The organism is Allomesorhizobium camelthorni, from assembly GCF_011045125.1.
Lineage (GTDB): Bacteria > Pseudomonadota > Alphaproteobacteria > Rhizobiales > Rhizobiaceae > Allomesorhizobium > Allomesorhizobium camelthorni.
In genome coordinates this window covers 135206-156024 of the sequence record NZ_JAAKZF010000008.1, presented here as the reverse complement: position 1 = coordinate 156024, position 20819 = coordinate 135206, and the positions used below count along the sequence as shown (strand labels likewise).

At 63.5% G+C, this 20819-nt stretch carries 17 protein-coding genes; 10 read left to right on the top strand and 7 right to left on the bottom strand.

Annotated elements, in window-relative coordinates:
* Positions 1-185 precede the first annotated feature (185 nt).
* Entirely contained in the window at positions 186-1037 is an 852-nt protein-coding gene (locus tag G6N73_RS09535; RefSeq protein ID WP_165026680.1) for a PopZ family protein, read from the top strand.
* 21 nt (positions 1038-1058) lie between these two features.
* On the opposite strand, the gene G6N73_RS09530 is transcribed toward G6N73_RS09535, so the two are convergent.
* Entirely contained in the window at positions 1059-1445 is a 387-nt protein-coding gene (locus G6N73_RS09530; protein WP_206078765.1) for a type II toxin-antitoxin system VapC family toxin, read from the bottom strand.
* 9 nt (positions 1446-1454) lie between these two features.
* Positions 1455-1643 carry a type II toxin-antitoxin system VapB family antitoxin gene (locus G6N73_RS09525; protein WP_343044578.1) on the bottom strand — a complete coding sequence of 63 codons (189 nt, stop codon included), beginning with the start codon at positions 1641-1643 and terminating at the stop codon, positions 1455-1457.
* A 175-nt stretch (positions 1644-1818) separates the two neighbouring features.
* On the opposite strand from G6N73_RS09525, the gene G6N73_RS09520 reads away from it, so the two are divergent.
* The 3 genes from G6N73_RS09520 to G6N73_RS09510 all read left to right on the top strand — a co-directional run bounded on the left by G6N73_RS09520 (position 1819) and on the right by G6N73_RS09510 (position 7544).
* Complete coding sequence (locus G6N73_RS09520) at positions 1819-4602, top strand: valine--tRNA ligase (protein ID WP_165026677.1); 2784 nt, start codon at positions 1819-1821, stop codon at positions 4600-4602.
* Between the two features lie 361 nt (positions 4603-4963).
* Entirely contained in the window at positions 4964-6226 is a 1263-nt protein-coding gene (locus G6N73_RS09515) for an outer membrane protein transport protein (RefSeq protein WP_165026662.1), read from the top strand.
* 502 nt (positions 6227-6728) lie between these two features.
* Entirely contained in the window at positions 6729-7544 is an 816-nt protein-coding gene (locus G6N73_RS09510) for a tetratricopeptide repeat protein (protein ID WP_165026571.1), read from the top strand.
* Here the strand turns inward: G6N73_RS09510 and G6N73_RS09505 are convergent.
* From G6N73_RS09505 to erpA, 5 genes are all read right to left on the bottom strand, one after another.
* Positions 7538-7828, bottom strand: a complete 291-nt coding sequence (locus G6N73_RS09505) for a hypothetical protein (protein ID WP_165026256.1) — start codon at positions 7826-7828, stop codon at positions 7538-7540. The genes G6N73_RS09510 and G6N73_RS09505 overlap by 7 nt on opposite strands.
* A gap of 60 nt (positions 7829-7888) precedes the next feature.
* Positions 7889-8680 carry an exodeoxyribonuclease III gene (xth, locus tag G6N73_RS09500; protein ID WP_165026568.1) on the bottom strand — a complete coding sequence of 264 codons (792 nt, stop codon included), beginning with the start codon at positions 8678-8680 and terminating at the stop codon, positions 7889-7891.
* A 103-nt stretch (positions 8681-8783) separates the two neighbouring features.
* Positions 8784-10250 (bottom strand): NCS1 family nucleobase:cation symporter-1, encoded by a 1467-nt coding sequence (locus tag G6N73_RS09495; protein ID WP_165026565.1) that lies wholly within the window; start codon positions 10248-10250, stop codon positions 8784-8786.
* 368 nt (positions 10251-10618) lie between these two features.
* Entirely contained in the window at positions 10619-10999 is a 381-nt protein-coding gene (locus G6N73_RS09490) for a VOC family protein (RefSeq protein WP_246251821.1), read from the bottom strand.
* 22 nt (positions 11000-11021) lie between these two features.
* Complete coding sequence (erpA, locus tag G6N73_RS09485; RefSeq protein WP_165026559.1) at positions 11022-11372, bottom strand: iron-sulfur cluster insertion protein ErpA; 351 nt, start codon at positions 11370-11372, stop codon at positions 11022-11024.
* Between the two features lie 75 nt (positions 11373-11447).
* Here erpA and G6N73_RS09480 point away from each other — a divergent pair, with 75 nt between their 5' ends.
* From G6N73_RS09480 to scpB, 6 genes are all read left to right on the top strand, one after another.
* Complete coding sequence (locus G6N73_RS09480) at positions 11448-12662, top strand: deoxyguanosinetriphosphate triphosphohydrolase (protein WP_165026556.1); 1215 nt, start codon at positions 11448-11450, stop codon at positions 12660-12662.
* Positions 12663-12723: 61 nt separating this feature from the next.
* Positions 12724-14481: an arginine--tRNA ligase gene (gene argS, locus G6N73_RS09475; protein ID WP_165026553.1), complete on the top strand. Its 1758-nt coding sequence runs from the start codon at positions 12724-12726 to the stop codon at positions 14479-14481.
* A gap of 104 nt (positions 14482-14585) precedes the next feature.
* A complete protein-coding gene (locus G6N73_RS09470; protein WP_165026551.1) occupies positions 14586-18095 on the top strand; it encodes an SPOR domain-containing protein in 3510 nt (1169 codons plus the stop codon).
* Positions 18096-18189: 94 nt separating this feature from the next.
* Entirely contained in the window at positions 18190-19209 is a 1020-nt protein-coding gene (gene nagZ, locus G6N73_RS09465; protein ID WP_165026548.1) for a beta-N-acetylhexosaminidase, read from the top strand.
* A 63-nt stretch (positions 19210-19272) separates the two neighbouring features.
* On the top strand, positions 19273-20073 hold the full coding sequence (locus G6N73_RS09460; protein ID WP_165026545.1) for a segregation and condensation protein A: 801 nt from the start codon (positions 19273-19275) through the stop codon (positions 20071-20073).
* Positions 20070-20795, top strand: a complete 726-nt coding sequence (scpB, locus tag G6N73_RS09455) for an SMC-Scp complex subunit ScpB (RefSeq protein WP_165026542.1) — start codon at positions 20070-20072, stop codon at positions 20793-20795. The genes G6N73_RS09460 and scpB overlap by 4 nt, the downstream gene beginning before the upstream one ends.
* The last annotated feature ends 24 nt before the right edge of the window (positions 20796-20819 follow it).

The window sequence follows — 20819 nt, the reverse complement described above, 5'->3', positions numbered from 1 at the left end:
GCGCGCTTGGCGGACGCTTCGGTCGGCAACTTTCGCATTCACGCTTAATCTGTTGAAATCACAGAATGCCCTTTCAGGGGGATTCTCGTAACCGCCAGCATCCGCTACGCTGACGCCATGATTCGTTTTCCGGCCGTTTTGCGGACGGAACATGGCAACAGGTCACAAGGGCGGCGGATGTGACGATGGCACAGGCAGGCAGCGCACAGCGCGAACCTTCGATGGAAGAAATCCTCGCTTCCATCCGCAGGATAATCGAAGACAGCGACACGGGCCGCAAGCCCGGTGACGAGGCCGCCCGCGCCGAACCCGACGCCGCAGACAGCGCCGCTTCCGTTTACGAGCCGGCGAGGCGCGACGCCGCGCCCGTCCACGGCGAAGGCGCCGTCATCGAAGTCGACGCCTTCCGCGCCGAGCTCCGCGCCCCGAATCCGGCTCCGGAGCCGAGGAAGCCGGTGACGCTCGCGGAAGTGCAGGCGCAGATCGCCGCCGATGCGCGCAGACGGGCCGGCGAGACCATGCCGGCTGCGCAGCCCGCGATCGAACCGCCCAGCCCAACCTCGCAGACGGCCGAAGTGCGGTCGGAGCCGGGCCGACCCGAGGCGCCGGCGGTTCAGGCGGCATCAGAAGCACCGACTGCATCAGCGGCGTCGATGCCTTCGCAGAGCGGTGGTTGGGAGCGGAGAGAGGACATCGAGACTGCCACGCAGCCTGAAGGCAGTTCGATGGACGAATCTGGCTCCGCATCGGAAGTCTTCCCAAATCGCAATGTCGTCAGCGATGGCAACGCTCCTACGGCCACGGAGGGCAATGTCGCCCGGCCGGCGATCATTTCCGAGCATGCAAGCCGCCAGGTTGCCGCCGCCTTCGGCGAATTGTCGGAGGCGTTCGCAGCGCGCAGCAAGAAAACCTTCGACGAAATGGCCGAAGAGATGATGCGCCCCATGTTGCAGGACTGGCTGGACAACAATTTGCCGACGCTGGTCGAGCGGCTGGTGCGTGAGGAAATCGAGCGCGTCGCCCGAGGGGCAAGCTAATGGTCTTTGGTCGAAGCTCGTTCAGGCCAGCTTGATGTCGGTCTGCGGGAAGTCGTTGCCCTTGCAGAGCAGGGGCACGCCCAGGATCTTGGCGCAGGCGTAACTAAAACAATCGCCGAAATTGAGCGCCGCCCCATGGCGGCCTCTGCCGTAGAGGCGCGACGCGCGCAAAGCCTCGCGCCCGATCTCGTCATCTATTCCGATGGTGGTTGCCTGGATCTCTTGAACGAAACGGTTCACAAGTTGCTCGGACTTTTCAAACGGATACCGGCTTTCTCTGGCAAGGCCAACAACCGCCTCCCATATCGGCAGGGGCGATACGAAAATTTTGGTCCGCGCGTGTGAGACGCTCCGAGAGTTCGCGCCAGTCGCTCTCTTGTGCGATGATGGCGAAGATCGCGGACGCATCGACGAACCTCAGAGATTGTCTCCCAGATCGTCGTAGAACGCCTTGTCCGCCTTCTCTCCGGTTCTTGGATATTTCGCGTACTCGTCGCCCAGCGCCTTCAGCCTTTCGACCAGGGGAATGGCTTTCTTTGTGCGCTGAAGTTCGTTCTCAACCGCCTCTCGAATGGTTTCCGTCAGGTCCTTGCGCTTCAGCACCACGGCGTCCGTTTCCTTGTCATGTATGAAAGCGCCATCACGTCATCCTTTATATATGGTTGCCCACGCCCATGCGAGCGCTTCCATGACCGCGCAACCGCACTAACCGTTTGACTCGACCAAGCCCTTCCGATTTACACCGGACCGACTAGATTTCCGGACAATGCGGACCGTTTCCATGCTTGAGAAGACCTATGACGCAGGCGTCGTCGAGCCGAAAATCGCCAAGCGCTGGGCGGAGGCCGACGCCTTTGCCGCCGGCGCCGGCGCCGAGCCGGATGCGGAGCCGTTCACCATCGTCATTCCGCCGCCCAACGTCACCGGCTCGCTGCATATGGGCCATGCGCTCAACAACACGCTGCAGGACATTCTCGTCCGTTTCGAGCGCATGCGCGGCAAGAACGTGCTGTGGCAGCCGGGCATGGATCACGCCGGCATCGCCACCCAGATGGTGGTCGAAAGGCAGCTTACGGAGCGCCAGATTCACCGGCGCGACATCGGCCGCGGGCAATTCATCGAAAAGGTCTGGGAGTGGAAGGCCGAATCCGGCGGCATGATCTTTAATCAGCTGAAGCGGCTCGGCGCGTCCTGCGACTGGTCGCGCGAGCGCTTCACCATGGATGAAGGGCTGTCCAGAGCCGTCATCGAGGTTTTCGTCACCCTCTACAAGGAAGGCCTGATCTACAAGGACAAGCGCCTTGTGAACTGGGATCCCAAGCTTCTGACCGCGATCTCGGATCTCGAGGTCGAGCAGGTCGAGATCAACGGCAATCTCTGGCATTTCCGCTATCCCGTCGAGGGCGAGACCTACGAACCGGAAAACCCCGCAACCTACATCGCGGTCGCGACCACGCGGCCCGAAACGATGCTCGGCGATACGGCGGTCGCGGTCCATCCGGATGACGATCGCTATCGGAGCCTGGTCGGCAGGAATGTCGTGCTTCCGATCGTCGGCAGGAAAATCCCGGTCGTCGCCGACGAATATTCCGACCCCGAAAAGGGCAGCGGCGCAGTCAAGATCACGCCGGCGCACGACTTCAACGATTTTGAGGTCGGCAAGCGCCACAGGCTGCGCGCGATCAACGTCCTCACCGTCGAGGCGACGATAAACCTCAAGGATAACGACGACTTCCTTGAAGGTGTTGATGTGAACCCGTTGCGCCAAGGCGTGTGGGACCAGCTGCACGGCTTGGACCGGTTCGAGGCGCGCAAGCTGGTGGTCAAGGTCATGGAGGAGGGCGGTTTCCTCGAAAAGGTGGAGCCGCACCGCCACGCCGTGCCGCATGGCGACCGCGGCGGCGTGCCGATCGAGCCGTTCCTGACCGACCAGTGGTATGTCAACGCCGAGGAACTGGCCCGCCCTGCGATGACTTCGGTGCGCGAGGGCCGCACCAGTTTCGTGCCGAAAACCTGGGAAAAAACCTATTTCGACTGGATGGAGAACATCCAACCCTGGTGCATTTCGCGCCAGCTCTGGTGGGGTCATCAGATCCCGGCCTGGTACGGCCCCGACGGCGCGGTTTTCGTCGAGCGTACGGAAGAAGAGGCGCTGGGCGCTGCGGTCCAGCACTATCTCGCCCATGAAGGGCCGATGAAGGCTGTGGTCGAGGATCTGCTTGAAAACTTCAAGCCCGGCGAAATCCTGACTCGCGACGAAGACGTGCTCGACACCTGGTTTTCTTCGGCGCTGTGGCCGTTCTCGACGCTCGGCTGGCCGGACGAGACGCCGGAGCTGAGCACCTATTACCAGACCGACGTGCTGGTCACCGGCTTCGACATCATCTTCTTCTGGGTCGCCCGCATGATGATGATGGGCCTGCATTTCATGGACGAGGAGCCGTTCCACACGGTCTATGTCCATGCGCTGGTCCGAGACAAGAACGGCGCCAAGATGTCGAAGTCCAAGGGCAACGTCATCGACCCGCTCGAACTGATCGACGAATACGGCGCCGACGCGCTGCGCTTCACGCTCGCCAGCATGGCGGCGCAGGGGCGTGACGTGAAGCTCGATCCGGCCCGCATCGCAGGCTACCGCAATTTCGGGACAAAGCTCTGGAACGCGACACGCTTTGCCGAAATGAACGGCGTCGCGCGCAATGACGAGCTCTGGCTCGGCGACGCCAAACTCACCATCAACCGCTGGATCCTGACCGAGCTGACGCGTGCGACGCACGAAATCACTGCCGGCATCGAGACCTTCCGTTTCAACGAGGCCGCGAACGCCGCCTATCGCTTCGTCTGGAACCTGTTCTGCGACTGGTACCTGGAGTTGCTGAAGCCGGTCTTCATGGGCGAGGATGCCGCCGCCAAGGCCGAAAGCCAGGCGGTCGCCGCCTTCGTTCTCGACGAGATCTATAAGCTGCTCCACCCGATGATGCCGTTCATCACGGAAGAGCTCTGGGCCCACACGGCGGGCGAAGGGCAGGAACGGCAATCGCTCATCTGCCATGCGCGCTGGCCCGACCCAGATTTCGAGGACGCCGAGGCGGCCGCCGAAATCAACTGGCTGGTGGAACTGGTGTCGGGCATACGCTCGGTTCGCTCCGAAATGAACGTGCCGCCGGCGGCGATCGCGCCGCTGGTGGTGATCGGGGCCAGCGATCTCACCCGCGCCCGTCTGGAACGCCACGATTCGGCGATCAAGCGGCTGGCGCGGATCGGCGCGGTCGCGCATGCCGACGCCGCGCCGCAGGCCTCTGCGCAGATCGTCGTCGGAGAAGCGACTGTTTGCCTGCCGCTCGGCAGCCTGATCGACCTCGATGCGGAGGCCGTGCGGCTGCAAAAGGAGCTGGCCAAGGTCACCGAGGAGGTCGCGCGCATCCATAAGAAGCTGTCGAACGAGAAATTCGTCGCCAATGCCGCGCCCGAAGTGGTGGCCGGTGAGCGCGAAAAACTCGCCGAATATCAGGAAGCGCAGGCCAGGCTGAATGTGGCGTTGTCGAGAGTTCGCGGCGAGGTTTGAAGGCGCCTCGGCCGCTGATTCTTGGTCGGTGCGAACTGCCGGTTTCGCCTTAAAACCAGCATGACGTTGCGTAACCTGTGGTTGCCAGAATATTTTCCGGCCTCATTGTTGCCATAATGTAACAACTTCGCAAAAGCCGGCCGAAATCACGCGATTTCGGCCGTTTTTGCAGGCGCAGCGGTGATTTTACGGTCTGTTCTCGCCGCAGCGGGGTCAATTTGTGGCAATTTCGAGGTTCGCCTTTTGCCTGCATCCGGCTTTCGAGGCCGCGACGAATCCAAATCAGCAAAAACGCGGTTGCACCGATTTTACGAAATGGTTCTAGCTTCTTTCCACTTACTTTTGGGGGAGAGAAACTTTCATGAACAAACCGCTTTTGAAAACGCTCCTGGGGGCAGGCTGCGTTGCGCTGGCTGTGATTGGCACGGCAAGCGCCGGCGGCCTCGAGCGTGGCGGCTACAATATCGATCTGCTCTTCGATCCGGCGCGCTTCGCCAGCGAAGCGTCGGTCACCTATGTGATGCCGCAGCGCGAATTGGACGATGTCGTCGACATCAACCCGCTTAACGGCATCGGCTCTAACGGCATTGGCGGCGGCGCGACCAACGGCGTCGCCGACACCGAGGACTACGCGATACCGCGAATCGGCTTCAAGGCTTCCGTCGGCGACAGCGTCGACTGCATGGTCGATTATTCGCAGCCTTGGGGCGCGCACAGCAACCCGGGCGCCAACTGGATGGGCGCCAACAGCAATATCGAAACCAAGGTCAACAGCGACAACATAGCCGGCACCTGCTCCTACAAGATGCAGGCGGGAAGGGGACAGTTTCGTGTTCTCGGCGGCGTATTCTACCAGCAGGTTGACGGCTTCAAGGAACGCCTCGTCGCTCCTGTTCCGACGCTAACCGGAACGGATGCGTTCGGAAACGGCATCGGCCGGCTCGAACTCGAAGGCGAGGGCGTCGGTTGGCGAATCGGTGCGGCTTACGAAATCCCGGAAATCGCGTTCCGCGCGAGCCTCGTATATAATTCCGAGGTTGATCTGGGCGACATCACCGGCACAGTCGATCTTACGGAGGTTCCTGCTTTTATATTGCCGCCCCTTGACCCACGCCGCGCAATATTTGGCGTGGTGACCGATGTTGTAGGCGAGCAATCCATGCCGGATTCGGTCGAGTTCAAGATCCAGTCTGGCATCGCGCCTGGCTGGCTCGCTTTCGGTTCGATTAAATGGGTCGACTGGAGCACGTTCCAGGAGATCAGCTTCTGCGCCGTCGGCACACCAGGCCCATGCACTACCGACAATCAAGTGACTTCTCTCGAACTTCTGTACCGTGACGGCTGGACCGTTTCGGGCGGCGTCGGGCACAAGTTCAACGACCAGTGGAGCGGGGCGGCGAGCATTGCCTGGGATCGCGGCACGTCGACCACGGTCGGCATCCAGAGCGACACATGGACCTTCTCGGCCGGCGCCGCTTACACGCCGACGCAGAACGTCGAATTCCGTTTGGGCGGCGCGCTTGGCGTGTTGACCAGCGGCGAGTCGGAGGATGAGGAGGTCACCTACGAATACGGCAACGATCTGGTGGCAGCGATTTCGGCTTCCGCGAAGATCAAGTGGTAAGCAAGCATTCGTGACATTCAAGCCCGGCTTCGGCCGGGCTTTTTGTATCCGGCAGCAAACGCGACCGCGATTCAGCCGCTCAACTTGTGACGAATCCGCAACAGTCTCCAGGCAAGCCATTTGCTACAGTGAGGCAAACCAAATCTGCCTATTTCCCGCCATAAACCGGGCGCACGCCGGGTTCACGGACGGGCATGCAAGACAAAAGGCTGCGGCAAACGCGGCCAAGGACAAGAAATTGGACGCCAAGGTAATTTCCAGACTGGAACTGCCGAGCCGCGCGGCAGCTCAGGGATACGCACCCCAAAAAACCGAGAACGGCGAGGCGCACGGCGCGTTTAACACAGCCTGTCTGCCGCAAGCTCCAGGCGTTGCCGGGCGTGGCCGTAGTTTGGCCGAAAATCCGGAGCAGTTTTACCGGAACGGTCGACCGGACATGGCCCACCCCGCCAACAGGTCGACAGCGCCGCATTTTGCGGCGGCACGGAAGAAGCGCGTTGTGATGCGTATGTCGCATGCCATTAGATCGACTGCACTGTCGGCACTGGTCGCCGCCGCGACCTTCGGCGCCGTGGGCGCGGCGCTGGCATTCGAAAACGACATTTTCGACGATTCAGGTGAGGTGAAGGCCGAGTCGAACCCGTGGTCGGTGTTCCAGTTCGGCTATTCCGCCTATAAGAGCGGCCACAAGGACCAGGCCGTCGAAGCCTATCGCTATGCCGCCGAAAACGGCCAGCTCGGCGCGACCTGGAAGCTGGCGCGCATGTATGCCGAGGGAGACGGCGTGGCGCGCGACGATTACGAGGCGTTCAAATTCTTCTCCGAGATCGCCAAGCAGGATGTCGAGCCGGGCAGCCCCGAGGAAAGCTACATGTCCGACGCGCTTGTGGCGCTCGGAAGCTACTGGAAAAAGGGCATCCCGGGCAGTCCGGTCAAGCCCAATGCCGCCGCCGCCCAGGAATACTACATGCGGGCCGCCGCCAACTACCGCAATCCCAATGCCCAGTTCGAGATGGGCAACATGTTCCTCAAGGGTGAGGGCGTGAAGGCGAGCGTGCGCCAGGCCGGCCGTTGGTTCCAGCTTGCGGCCGAAAAGGGCCATGCCGGCGCGCAGGCAACGCTCGGCAATCTCCTGTTCCAGAGCGGCAAGGTCGTGCGCGGACTGGCCATGATGACGGCAGCCCTCGAACGCGCCTCACCGAACGACCGGCCGTGGATCCGCGGCATGCAGGAAGAGGCCTTCGCGCTCGCCGCCGAAGCCGACCGGCGCACCGCGATCGCGCTTGCCGACGACATCCTGACCAAGGGCAATCAGTAGGCCTTGACGGTATCGGGTGGCGGCGCCGCCGACGCCAGGTCGGCAGGCGAGCCGGTTGAGCTGTCAGTCGCCTGCGGGCAGCCGTCTTGAATTTTTGTCCACGATGAATTGTTGAGAACCATTTCGCAGCGGGCGAGCTGGCTTCCGCTCGGAAGCATCAGGCAGGCGACTTGGCCTTGCTCGAAAGTCTGGCCGTTGGCCAGACACTGGCATTCGGCGAATGCGACGCCGTTCGACGCCGTCAGCACTGCGGCGACCGCCAAGCAGAATGGCACGGTTTTCATATATTATTGTACCATATCCGCCGGCGACTGGCCATGCAGCGGTTCCGGGAGACGCTCCGGTCAGGCGGTCTCCAGGGCCAGATCGATGGCGACCGGAACGTGGTCTGACGGCTTTTCCCAGGCCCGCACATGCTTCTCGATAGCTGCCGATGAAAAGCGGTTTGCGGCTTCCGGCGAAAGCAGCAGGAAGTCGATACGAATGCCGTTGTTCTTCTGCCAGGCGCCTGCCTGATAATCCCAGAACGTATAGGTGTCCGGCGCGTCAGTCACGGCGCGAACGGCTTCGGCGAAGCCGAGATTGCAGAGCCGCCGGAACGCCTGCCGCGATTCCGGCTGGAACAGCGCATCGTTCACCCAAGCTGCCGGGTTCTTGGCGTCGATCGGCTCGGGGATGACATTGTAGTCGCCGGCCAGAATCAGCGGCTCCTCTAGCTTGAGCCGCTCTACGGCCCATTGCTCGAGCCTCGCCATCCAGGCCAGCTTGTAGGAAAATTTTTCGGTGCCGATCGGATTGCCGTTCGGCAGATAGAGCGAGACGACCCGCAGCACGCCCTTTTCCGTCGAGAAAACGCCCTCGATGAAGCGCGCCTGCTCGTCGCCGTTTTCGCCGGGCAGGCCGCGATTGACCTCGTCGAACGGGTATTTCGACAGGATCGCGACGCCGTTGAAGCCCTTCTGGCCGTGCGTCTCGACATTGTAGCCGAGCGCCTCGATCTCGGCGCGCGGGAACTGGTCGTCGACCGACTTGATTTCCTGCAGGCAGACGATGTCGGGCTGGCTGTCCTTCAGCCACACCATCAAATTGCCGATCCGCGCCTTGATGCCGTTGATGTTCCAGGTGACGATTTTCATGGTCAGACCGATATCATGAACGCATCGCGGCGATCACCCGAAAAATGGCCGGCGCAAAAAATGGGGCGGGATATTCTCCCGCCCCCAATTTTGAACCTCGGACTCAGGCCGGCTTCGGCACCGGGCGCACATCGGCCGCGCGCAGGCCGTAATAGATGACGCCTGCTATAGCCACGCCGAAGAACCAGCCGTAGACGCCCCACCAGGACGGCAGCCAATTGGTGAAGTTGGGCAGGATGCTGGAGAACACGATGCCGATGCCGGCGGCGATCAGCGCCTTGACATGCCAGCCATTCTGAAAGCGGAACTCGCCGTTCTCCTGGTAGAGGGCGTCGACGTTCAGCAACCCTTTGCGGATCATGTAGTAGTCCACCATCATCACCCCGAAGATCGGCCCCATCGTCGCCCCGATCATGCCGACGAAGACGGCGGCGCTGCCCTCCCACGGCGCGAAGGGGTAGAGCACAAGCGCGATCAGCGCGGCGATATAGCCGCCCTTCTTGAAGTCGATATGCTTGGGGAAGACATTCGAGAAATCGAAGGCAGGCGAAACAAAGTTGGCGACGACGTTGATGCCGAGCGTGGCGACCGCGAAGGTCAGCGCGGCCAGCAGCGCCAGGAACCAGCTGTCGAACTTGGCCGAGATCTGGTCGGGGTGGAGCAGCACTTCGCCATAGACCTCATAGGCGGCGATGGTGGTGACGCCGGCGACCAGCGAGAAAAGCATCAGGTTGACCGGCAGGCCCCACAGATTGCCGACCCTGACCGACCGCTCGTCCGGCGAATAGCGCGAGAAGTCGCAGAAGTTGAGGTAGAGCGCGGAAAAGTAGGTCACCCAGATCGCGGCAACCGCCATCAGCGAGGCGATGGAGCCGGGCTCGCCCGGAACGCCGGCGTCCCGGGTCTTTTCCAGCAGCACGTCCATCGGGATTTCGCTGGTGAAGCTGAAGCCGCCGGCCTTGACGCACAGATAGATCGCCAGGATCAGCATCATCACCCAGACCGCCGGGCCGGCCCAGTCCTGGAACCTGCGGACGGTTTCCATGCCCTTCTGGATGATCAGCAATTGCAGCGCCCAGACGACGAAGAAGCAGATCACTTCCAGTCCGGAATGGCCGAGGAAATGGACGTTCTGGTGGAAGGACAGCATGCCCTCAGACCGGACGAGAAGCGCCACGATCGCGCCGGAGGCGGCGGCGGTCTGCGCGCCGTACCAGAAGCAGGCAACGATGGCGCGCACCAGCGCCGGGAAGTTGGCGCCCCATATGCCGAACGAGGCGCGCGCTAGCACCGGAAACGGCACCCCGGTGCGGACGCCGGCTATGCCCACCATGTTCATCAGGAAGAAGATGATCAGCGACCCGGCGCCGATGGCGATGATAAAGTTGAAGAAGCTGCCGCACAGCAGGAACAGGCTGGCCGCCAGATAATAGCCCCACAAGCTGTGGACGTCCGAAGTCCAGACGTTGAAGATGCTGAAAGGTCCCCAGTTGCGCTCCTTCGCCGGCGCCAGATCCTCATTGTACAGCGATGGAGATGCGTTCGGAATTGTAGCGTTCGACACTGTCATGTGATGTCCCCTCTACGGCAGCCTGGCTCGCCCTTGCCGGCATTTGCGAAGCCTGCGATTGGCGTGGGAAGCTGTCAACGAAGCCGGCGAGAGGACCGGCAGGGGATTGTTTGCCGGCGAGGGCTGCCCAACTTCCCCGACGGAATGCGCGCCGCACCGGCAACGGATTTTCCGTTTGGAATCAATGGCGCTTGCCGCGCCCCGACAGATTCACTTTCATTGTCTTCAACGGAATGCGTGGAAGACTTTCAAGAATTTTTTGCAATCACGCTTGGATTTGTTGTCGCTTATCGCGGCCAAACCGGCGTTGGACAGGACTTTTGCCGAACCACCCCAAGTGAGTCTCCGGCGGCCTGCACGACCGCACCTCATCCGGGCCGTCGTTCGACCAGGCCGATGGTGTTGCCGGCAGGATCTTTCAGGAAAGCCATCCATTCGTTCTCGCCGGCCGCGCCGAATTGCCCGAGGCGGTCGATATGGACGAGCGAGGGCAGCGCAGTGAAGGCAGCGCCGGCGGCGCGCGCCTGCTCGCAGAATGCGTCGAGGCCAGGCACGTCGAGATAGACGGTCGCCTGCGGCGTCCCTCCCGAAAACAGGAGCCGCACCTCGCCGGCCAGGATGAAGGCTATGCCTGGCGGCTCGAAGATTGCGTGAGTATCGAGCCCGAGAATGTCGCGCCAGAAGGCCAGCGTTGCGTCGAGATCGCGGCCGGCGGCAAGCGCGACCTGCCGGAAGGCGGTCGGGCGCATGGCCGGAGGCGCCATTGGTGGTCTATACGGAAAAGCTCGTGCCGCAACCGCAGGAGGCGACCGCGTTCGGGTTCCTGACCTGGAACGACTGTCCAATCAGATCGTCGACGAAATCGATGACCGAGCCGCCCATATAGATCAGCGACAGATCGTCGATCAGCACGGTCGCGCCGTCGCGCTCGATGGCGACGTCGTCTTCGTTGCGGCTGTCGACCAAGTCGAATTTGTATGAAAAGCCCGAGCAGCCGCCGCCCTCGACCGAGACGCGCAACGCGATCTTGCCCGGTTCGTTCGCGACGATCCTGGCAATCCGCTTTGCTGCGGCCTCGGAGAGATCCACACCCTTCATGGCAGTCTTGGCATCAGCGCCCATCGGCGTCACCTTGCTTTCGCGTCCTCACCATAGGTATGAAGCGGCAAGAGGCAAGTCAACGGGCGGCATCGGACCATGGCGAACCAGCTTGGCGACATCGGCTTCGGCTACCGTCCGCGCGCGCCCTATGCCGCCGACCCGGCGCAGTCGCGCGGCCGCTTCGCACCGGAGGTGGAAAGCCCGACCCGCACGCCGTTCCAGCGCGACCGCGACCGCATCATCCACTCGACCGCCTTTCGCCGCCTGAAACACAAGACGCAGGTGTTCGTGGCGCATGAAAGCGACCACTACCGAACCCGGCTCACCCACACGATCGAGGTCGCGCAGATCGCCCGCGCTTTGGCCAGGGCGCTGCGCTGCGACGAGGATCTGGCCGAAGCGGTGGCGCTGGTCCACGATTTCGGCCACACGCCCTTCGGCCATACCGGCGAGGACGCCCTCAACGAAAAAATGGCGAAATGGGGCGGCTTCGACCACAACGCCCAGTCGCTGCGCGTGGTGACCAAGCTGGAGCGCCGCTACGCCGAATTCGACGGGCTGAACCTGACCTGGGAGACGCTGGAAGGTCTGGTCAAGCACAATGGCCCGCTGACCGATGCGAAGGGCAGGGGCCTGAACGGCCCCGTGCCGCAGGCGATCCTCGATTATTCCGAGCTGCACGATCTTGAGCTCGACCGCTTCGCCGGCCTCGAGGCGCAATGCGCGGCCATAGCCGACGATATCGCCTACAACACCCACGACATAGACGACGGCTTGCGCGCCGGCCTGCTTACGCTCGATATGCTGGAAGAGGTGTCGCTGCCGGCCGGCATCCTGCGGGGCGTGCGCGAACGCTATCCGGCGCTCGATCCAGTCAGGACCGGCCACGAACTCATGCGCCGGCAGATCACCATCATGGTCGAAGATGTAATCTCGACCGCCGGCGCCAGGCTGGCGGAGCTGAAGCCGCAAAGCCCCGACGAGGTCCGCGGCGCGGGGAGAACGATCGTCACTTTCTCGGCCGACATGATCCCCGCGGAGAAGGAGCTGAAGGCGTTCCTCTACAAGAACATGTACCGCCACGACGAGGTCTTGCGCGTGAGGGAGGATGCCGACCTGATCGTGCGCCAGCTCTTTGACGCCTATTTCGCCGATCCGCGCGCCATGCCGGAGGGTTGGCGCGAAGGGCTGGACCGGGCCAGCGACCGGGTCAAGGCGCGCCATGTCGCGGATTTCCTTGCCGGCATGACTGACACCTATGCTCTCAAGGAGCACCGGCGGCTGTTTGACCACACGCCGGATTTAAGCTAGGGCGGGCCGGTTTTCCGGCGCGGCCTTTGGCTCGTGGCCAAAGTTTCCAGAGTAAGCAGCAATGAACATCTTCGCCGATTTCAACGATCGGATCATCAAAGCAGTTGAAGTGCTTGATCTGAAAGACAAAGACGGCGGCAGCGCCGATCTTTCCAGGATCACGGTAGAGCCGCCGCGCGACGCCACTCATGGTGATCTGGCGACCAACGCCGCGATGGTGCTGGCCAAGCCGACCGGCCAGAATCCGCGCGCGCTGGCTGAAAAGATCGCCGAGGCCCTGCGGGCCGACGCCGACATTGCTGCCGTCGAGGTCGCCGGACCGGGCTTCGTCAATCTCCGGCTCAACGACCGCTACTGGCAGGCGCATCTGGCGGCGCTGCTCGGCAGCGGCGCCGATTACGGCCGATCGAACCTGGGCAAGGGCAACAAGGTCAATGTCGAATATGTCTCGGCCAACCCGACCGGCCCGATGCATGTCGGCCATTGCCGCGGCGCCGTCGTCGGCGACGCGCTGGCCAATTTGCTTTCCTTCGCCGGCTTCGACGTCACCAAGGAATATTACATAAACGACGCCGGCGCGCAGATCGACGTTCTGGCGCGCTCGGCCATGCTGCGCTACCGCGAAGCGCTCGGCGATGACATCGGAGAGATTCCGGCCGGTCTCTACCCCGGCGATTATCTTGTGCCCGTCGGCCAGGCGCTGGCCGCCGAGTTCGGCCGCAGCCTGCTGCAGATGCCCGACGAAGAGGCGGTGGCGCTGGTCAAGGACCGCACCGTCGACGCGATGATGGCGATGATCCGCGAGGATCTGGCGTTGCTCAACGTTCATCATGAGGTGTTCTTCTCTGAGCGCACTCTGCACGCCAACAACGCGCAGGCCATCCGGGCGGCCATCACCGACCTGACCCTCAAGGGCCACATCTACAAGGGCACCCTGCCGCCGCCCAAGGGCGACAAGCCGGACGACTGGGAAGACCGCGAGCAGACGCTGTTCCGCTCAACCGCGGTTGGCGACGACATGGACCGGCCGCTGGTCAAGTCCGACGGGCAGTTCACCTATTTCGCCGCCGATGTCGCCTATCTTGAGGACAAGTTCGCGCGCGGCTTCGACGAGACGATCTTCATTCTCGGCGCCGACCATGGCGGCTACGTCAAGCGCATGGAGGCGCTGGCCAAGGCTGTGTCCGGCGGTAGGCTGAAGATGACGGTGCTGCTCTGCCAACTGGTCAGGCTCTACCGCCATGGCGAGCCGGTGCGCATGTCCAAGCGCTCGGGCGAGTTCATCACGCTGCGCGAAGTGGTGGAGGAGGTCGGGCGCGACCCTATCCGCTTCATGATGCTCTACCGCAAGAACGACGCTCCGCTGGACTTCGACTTCGCCAAAGTCACGGAGCAGTCGAAGGACAACCCCGTCTTCTACGTGCAATACGCTTCGGCGCGGTGCCATTCCGTGTTCCGTCAGGCCCGGGAGCAGCTCGGCGAGGCGGCGTTCGATCGCCAGTCGCTGAGCAAAGAGGCCTCCCGGCTGACGGATGAAAGCGAAATCGCGCTGATCAGGAAGCTCGCCGAATATCCGCGCCTGATCGAGTCCGCCGCGCTGGCCCACGAGCCGCACCGGCTGGCATTCTATCTCTATGATCTGGCGAGCAGTTTTCACGGCCACTGGAACCGCGGCACCGAAAATCCCGACTTACGATTTGTTAAGGTTACCGACCGACAATTGACCTATGCCAGACTCGGGCTGGTGCAGGCCGTAGCGGATGTTTTGACGTCCGGCCTGGCGCTGATCGGGGCCGAAGCCCCCACCGAAATGCGCTAGGTTTTGCGGGAAAAACCTGTCACCTTTTGCCCACATTGCGCTGGTAAGGGCCAACCTTACGCGACGTTGACAGCGTCCGATTATGTGCGAGTTCGGGACAGAGAATGGCAGAGAGAAACCATCTGAGAATCGCCGATCACAACGATCTTCCCAACGACGATCCGTTCGCGGAACTGACCAGGATCATGGGCTTCGACCCGCGCCAGCCGGTGCGGCAGCAGCCCGCAGCCGAGCCTGCGCAAGACTCCGCCGAGGCGGTTGCCGGCGACGACGATTTCGGTATCGATCTCGAGAAGGAGTTGATGGGCGAACTGGAGGCCGAAGAGGCCGCGCCGGACGTCGAGGCTGCCTTCCAGCCTTACCAGGGCACGGCCGACCAACCCTACCAGGACACCTCCGAGCCGGCGGCGCTGGATGCAACGGCCTCAGCCGAACTGGACGAAGCTTCGTTCGAGATCGCCGCGTTCGAAGACGAGTTGGCGGCCTCTCTCCAGGATGATCCCGCGTTGCCGGAGCCCGATGAAGCGGAAGAGCAGGTTGCGGCCGCCTTCGAGGAAGAGTTTTCGCTCGCTGATGATTTCATGGCGTCCGATGCGGACGATCGGGTCGCAGCCGAAGCGCCGCCTGTCGAAGCCTATGATGATGCTGTCACCGACGAGGCGTTTGTCGCCGACAGCGAGATGGCGCCAGCTGCCGAACTGCCGGAAACCGCCGCCGAAGCAGAGGCTTTCCAACCCGCAGCGGAAGCGGCGGCATTCGAAACCTCCGCTGAGGCGGAGCCGTTCGAAGCACCCGCTGAAGCGCCCGACTTCGCTTTCGATGAGGCGCTGGATGAAGAACTCGCGCGCGATGCCGCGTCGCCTATGGACGCTCAACCCGCGGTTCAGGATGAGCCTGCCGAAGACCAGGAATCGCTCGGCGATGAAAGCTGGGATCTGGAAGCCGACGAGGACGCTCCTTACGTTGCCGGCGAGCCGCTTCCGGTTCAGCCCTCGGCCGCGCAAGCATCGGACGAGCCGTTTGTCGACGAGTTCGACAGAGCGCTGGCCGAAGTCGACATGGATTTCTCGGCGATGCGAGCCGCAGTCGACGAGCATGCCCCGGATGCTGACGACGGCGATCTCGACAGCGAGCTTCAGTTCCGGCTGGATGAAGAGGGCGAGGCGGAAGCGCTGGCCGAGCCGGATCTCGGCGGGCCCGTCGAGGAGCAAGATGAACTCAGCCTCGAAGACGAACTCAACGCGCTTCTCGGCAATATGCCTGAGCGCAAGCATGCGGTTGCCGAGGTTCCCGCCGCCGAGGCTATTGCGGAAATTCCAGCGGTCGAGGCAGTTGCTGACCTTCCCGCAGCCGAGCCTGTCGCCGCGGAAAGCACCGAAGAGTTGCTCGACGATCTGGCGGATGATCTCGACGCCGTGAACTGGGCGTTCGATGCGGCCGAGCCGGCAGATCTGCAGGTTTCATCCGTTTCGGAAGACGATCTCCCGCTTGAAGAAGCCGTTTCATCCGATCTTGCCGATTTCGACAGCGACGAGCAGGACGAGCAGCCCGCTTATGCTGAAGCCGAGGAAACGGCTGAGTACGTGGCCGAAGCCGATTATGCCACCGAAGCCGCAGATCTGGATGTCGACCTCAACCTCGAATTCGACGACGAAGCGTTCGATGCGGCGATCTCCAACGGGATCGCTGATGACGAGCCGGTTGTGCATGGAGCCGAAGACAGCGCCGCCCCGGCGTGGCAGGAAGCGGAACAGCCCGTGGCGAAGGAAGACGAGGATCCCTACGCCGCCCTTGCTGCCCTGACCGCTTCGATGCGCCGAGCCGAGCCGACGGCGTCATGGCGGCGCGAAGAGCCCCAGCCGGTCGTGGAAGCGCCGGCCGAATATGAGGCGGCTGCAGCGCAGGACGACGGCGAGGCGGACTACGCCCCCTCTGCCTATGAGGATTTCCCCGACATCGAAACAATCGACGTGCCGGAGCATGCCGTAGCGCTTGCCGACGACCTCGACATCCCGGAGCTCGCCGCCGAAGAGAATGTGCCGCCGGCCGTCTACGACGATTTGGACGCCGAATTTGCCGGCCTGCTCAGCGATATCAATGCGCCGGAGAAAGCTGCCCCCGCACCGGCGCCGGCCTATCATCAAGCCGACGATTATGCGGCCGAGTTCGAGCGCGCCTTTGCGCGGCAGGAACAGCCGCATCCGGTTTCCAGCCATGCCGGTCCGGCGGCATTCGCCGCTGGCCTCGCGGGCGGAGCCGCCTTTGCCGGCGCGTCGCATGCCGCCTACGGTTCGGCGACAGACGCCGGCCAGCGCGATACCGATTACGTGCCCGGCAGCGAACCCGTCGCCCAGGATCAGTTCGCCGTGGACGACTACGACCCCGATCTCGATGAAGAAATGTCCGTGCCTGAATATGGCACGGCGACGCGCGAGCAACCGCAAAGGCGCGGCATGCTGGTGGCGGCCATCGTCGGCGGCGTCGCGGTTCTCGGCGGCCTCGGCGCTTTCGCCATGTCCTTCGGCGAGGGCGGTTCGGATACCCCCGCCATCGTCAAGGCCGATGCCGAGCCGATCAAGGTCAGGCCGGAAAACCCGGGCGGCACGACCGTGCCGAACCAGGACAAGGCGGTCTATGACCGTGTCGCCGGCTCCGGTGACGCTGCGCAGCCTAAGCAGGAGAAACTTCTGACCAGCGCCGAAGAGCCGATCGACGTGCCCGCGCCCGAGCCGCGCATGGTCGAGGCGGCTCCCGCCGCGCCGGCCGATGCGGAGGTTCCGACCGAGACGGCCGAAGCGGAGGCCCCCGCCGCCCAGTCTGATGAGATCGCGGATACACTTGCAGGCATCGATCTGCCCCAGCCAGCTCCTGCGGATTCCCTGCCGCAGACAGCATCCTCCGATCTGCCCGGGGTGACGCCTCCGGCGAAGTCCGAGGACCGCATCGCGCAGGTGCTGCAGGAGTCCGGCATCGACGACAGCGTCGAGGTCGCCGCGGTTGCCCCGCGCAAGGTCCGCACGATGATCGTCAAGGCCGACGGCACGCTGGTTCCTCGCGAAGAGCCGGTCGCCGAAGCTCCGAAAGCTGCCCCTGCACCGGCTGCTAATGCAAACGCGACAGAGCCGGCTCCGTCGACCACGGAAGCAACCGGAACGGTCCCGCCCGCCGAGAATGCCGCCGCAGCCGCGCCTGCGGCAAACGCTCCGCAAGCACCGGCGGAAGCAGCAGCGCCTGTCGCCGAAACGGCCGCGTCTGCAACGCCCAACTCCGTTCCGCTCGCTCCGGCGCGGCCTTCCGACCAGCCGGTCGACATCGTCGGCGAGGTAAAGGCCGACAAGGTCGCCGCGCTCAGCGCGCCCTCCGGCGCCAACGGCGCCTGGTCGATGCAGATCGCCTCGCAGCCGAGCGAAGCCGCTGCGCAGTCGTCCTACCAGGATTTGCTGCGCCGCTACGGAAGCGTGCTCGAGGGGCATCAGGCCAACATCGTCAAGGCCGAGATCGCCGGGAAGGGCACCTTCTGGCGCGTGCGGGTTCCCGCCGGCAGCCGCAGCGACGCCATCAAGCTTTGCGAAAGCTACAAATCCGCGGGCGGCAACTGCTTCGTCTCGAAGTAAGCCGCGCCTGCACCAGCGTAATCAAACCGGCGCGGCATCTCTGCCGGGCCGGTTTTCTTTTCAACCGACGCATTGACGCGCTAGTCTTGACCTCATGACCGAATCAAAATCCATGATCCTCGGCTGCGCCGGGAAATCGCTCAGCCGCGAGGAAATCCGGTTCTATCGCGGCGAATGCCCATGGGGCTTCATCCTGTTCGCGCGCAACATCAGCGAAACCGAGCAGATCCGCGACCTCGTTGACGAAATGCGCGATTGCGTCGGCCGTCCCGGCGCGCCGGTTTTCATCGACCAGGAGGGCGGGCGCGTGCAGCGGATCCGTCCGCCACTGGCTCCAAACTACCCCGCTGGCGCCGCCCTTGGCGCACTCTGGCGCGACGATCACGATGCTGGCGAGCGCGCGGCATGGCTGCTTGCCCGCCTGCACGCCTTCGATCTCCTGAAACTCGGCATCACGGTGGATTGCCTGCCGGTGCTCGACGTGCCGATCGAAGGGGCCAGCGACGTCATCGGCGCGCGCGCCTATGGCAAGGAACCGAATAGCGTCACCGCGCTCGGCAAGGCGTCGGCCGAAGGGCTGATGGCGGGCGGGGTGCTGCCCGTCATGAAGCACATACCCGGCCACGGGCGCGCATTCGCCGACACCCATTTCGAACTGCCAATCGTCAACGCCTCGCTGAGCGACCTGCAGCGGCACGATTTCCCCCCGTTTAGGGAACTCAGCCATCTGCCGATGGCGATGACCGCCCATGTCGTTTACGCCGCGGTCGATCCGGACAATCCGGCCACGACGTCCGGCAGGGTCGTCGACGAGATCATCCGCGGCGAGATCGGCTTCGACGGGCTGCTCATCAGCGACGACACTTCGATGAAGGCGCTTTCTGGGGATTTCCCGTCGAAAGCAGCCGCGATCCTTGCGGCCGGCGTCGATATCGTCCTTCACTGCAACGGGGTGATGGAGGAGATGGCGGGGATCGCCTCGCGCACCACTGGGCTTGAGGGCAGGACGCTGGAACGGGCCGAGCGGGCGCTTAACTGCATCGGGGAGCGCGACCAGGCCGACGAGGCCGAAATCCGCGCCGAATTCGCGACTTACTTCGAGGCCGTGGCATAAACCAAAGGAAGCAGGCAGCAATTGCCGGAAGCGCTGGATAAACGGGCAGGGAAGCCCGCGCCGATGGACCGCCTCTGGGCGGAGGACGAGAACGCGCGCGGCGTTTCCGAGCCGGCGCTGCTCATCGACGTTGCCGGTTTCGAAGGCCCGCTTGATCTTCTCCTGCATCTTGCGCGCAACCAGAAGGTCGACCTCGCGCGCATTTCCATCCTGGCGCTGGCCGAGCAGTATCTGAAATTCGTCGACAGCGCCCGCGCCATCCGGCTTGAACTCGCGGCAGATTACCTCGTCATGGCGGCGTGGCTGGCCTACCTTAAATCCAAGCTCCTTATCCCCAAGCAGCCGGGCGACGACGGCGAAAGCGGCGAGGAACTGGCCGCCGTGCTGCAGTTCCGCCTGAAGCGGCTCGAAGCCATGCGCGACGCGGCCGCCCGCCTCGTCAACCGCAACCGGCTCGGCCGCGATGTCTTCGCGCGCGGCATGCCCGAAATGGTCATCGTCGAGAAGCGCAACGAATATTCGGCGTCGCTCTACGACCTCCTGACCGCCTATGCGGTGCAGCGCCAGCGCCAGGCGATCACCAATGTGCGCATCGCCAAGCGCGGCGTCTGGTCGCTCAAGGAGGCGCGCGACATCCTCATCCGCCTGATCGGCGAGTTCCGCGACTGGACCGCGCTCGACCAGTTCCTGACGCAATATCTCACCAGCGCCGAGGAGCGCTCCACCGCCATCGCCAGCTCGTTTGCCGCAACGCTCGAACTGGTGCGCGAGGGCGCGATCGAGATGCGTCAGCAGGAGGCGTTCGCGCCGCTCTACCTGCGCAATCGCCAAAATGCCGCAAAGACAGCCGAGGCAGCGTCATGAACGACAGCGCAAACGCAACGGTGATCCAGTTCCTTTCGGATGTGGCCGACATGAACCCCGCCGAGCGCCTGCACCTCGCCGAAGCCGTACGCATGGCCGAAGCCATCGTCTTCGCCAGCGCCGAGCCGGTCAGCGAAAAGCAGCTCGCCCAGCGCCTGCCCGACGGCGTCAACATCGCCGCCGCCATGGCCGAGCTGCAGCAGATCTATCAGCGCCGCGGCGTCAATCTGGTGCGCGTCGGTGACGCTTGGGCCTTCCGCACCGCCGGCGATCTCGCCTTCCTGATGAGCCGCGACGCCGTCCAGCAGAAGAAGCTGTCGCGGGCCGCGCTCGAAGTGCTGGCGATTATCGCCTACCATCAGCCCGTAACCCGCGCCGAGATCGAGGACATTCGCGGCGTCGAGACCTCCAAGGGCACGCTCGACACGCTCTTGGAAACCGAGTGGGTGCGCATGCGCGGCAGGCGCCGCACGCCGGGCCGCCCGGTCACCTACGGCACGACCGAAAAATTTCTCGACCATTTTGCGCTGGAAGAGATCCGCGACCTGCCCGGAATGGACGAGCTGAAAGGGGCGGGGCTGTTGTCCTCGCGCATGCCGTCGAACTTTTCCGTTCCGCAGCCGCCTTCCGATCCGGACCTGCTGACCGAGGACGAAGACCCGCTGACCGACATCGACCTCGAGGAGCTCGGCCTGCTGACGCCCCGCGTCACGGATGATTGACCGCAAGGCGGGCGCTTCCAGGGC

Coding starts and splice junctions, on each gene's coding strand:
- G6N73_RS09505 (WP_165026256.1), bottom strand. CDS start 7,828: ATGAAAACCGTGCCATTCTGCTTGGCGGTCGCCGCAGTGCTGACGGCG.
- G6N73_RS09470 (WP_165026551.1), top strand. CDS start 14,586: ATGGCAGAGAGAAACCATCTGAGAATCGCCGATCACAACGATCTTCCC.
- G6N73_RS09535 (WP_165026680.1), top strand. CDS start 186: ATGGCACAGGCAGGCAGCGCACAGCGCGAACCTTCGATGGAAGAAATC.
- xth (WP_165026568.1), bottom strand. CDS start 8,680: ATGAAAATCGTCACCTGGAACATCAACGGCATCAAGGCGCGGATCGGC.
- scpB (WP_165026542.1), top strand. CDS start 20,070: ATGAACGACAGCGCAAACGCAACGGTGATCCAGTTCCTTTCGGATGTG.
- G6N73_RS09480 (WP_165026556.1), top strand. CDS start 11,448: ATGGCGAACCAGCTTGGCGACATCGGCTTCGGCTACCGTCCGCGCGCG.
- G6N73_RS09490 (WP_246251821.1), bottom strand. CDS start 10,999: ATGCGCCCGACCGCCTTCCGGCAGGTCGCGCTTGCCGCCGGCCGCGAT.
- argS (WP_165026553.1), top strand. CDS start 12,724: ATGAACATCTTCGCCGATTTCAACGATCGGATCATCAAAGCAGTTGAA.
- G6N73_RS09510 (WP_165026571.1), top strand. CDS start 6,729: ATGCGTATGTCGCATGCCATTAGATCGACTGCACTGTCGGCACTGGTC.
- erpA (WP_165026559.1), bottom strand. CDS start 11,372: ATGGGCGCTGATGCCAAGACTGCCATGAAGGGTGTGGATCTCTCCGAG.
- G6N73_RS09520 (WP_165026677.1), top strand. CDS start 1,819: ATGCTTGAGAAGACCTATGACGCAGGCGTCGTCGAGCCGAAAATCGCC.
- G6N73_RS09460 (WP_165026545.1), top strand. CDS start 19,273: ATGGACCGCCTCTGGGCGGAGGACGAGAACGCGCGCGGCGTTTCCGAG.
- G6N73_RS09530 (WP_206078765.1), bottom strand. CDS start 1,445: ATGCGTCCGCGATCTTCGCCATCATCGCACAAGAGAGCGACTGGCGCG.
- G6N73_RS09515 (WP_165026662.1), top strand. CDS start 4,964: ATGAACAAACCGCTTTTGAAAACGCTCCTGGGGGCAGGCTGCGTTGCG.
- G6N73_RS09495 (WP_165026565.1), bottom strand. CDS start 10,250: ATGACAGTGTCGAACGCTACAATTCCGAACGCATCTCCATCGCTGTAC.
- nagZ (WP_165026548.1), top strand. CDS start 18,190: ATGACCGAATCAAAATCCATGATCCTCGGCTGCGCCGGGAAATCGCTC.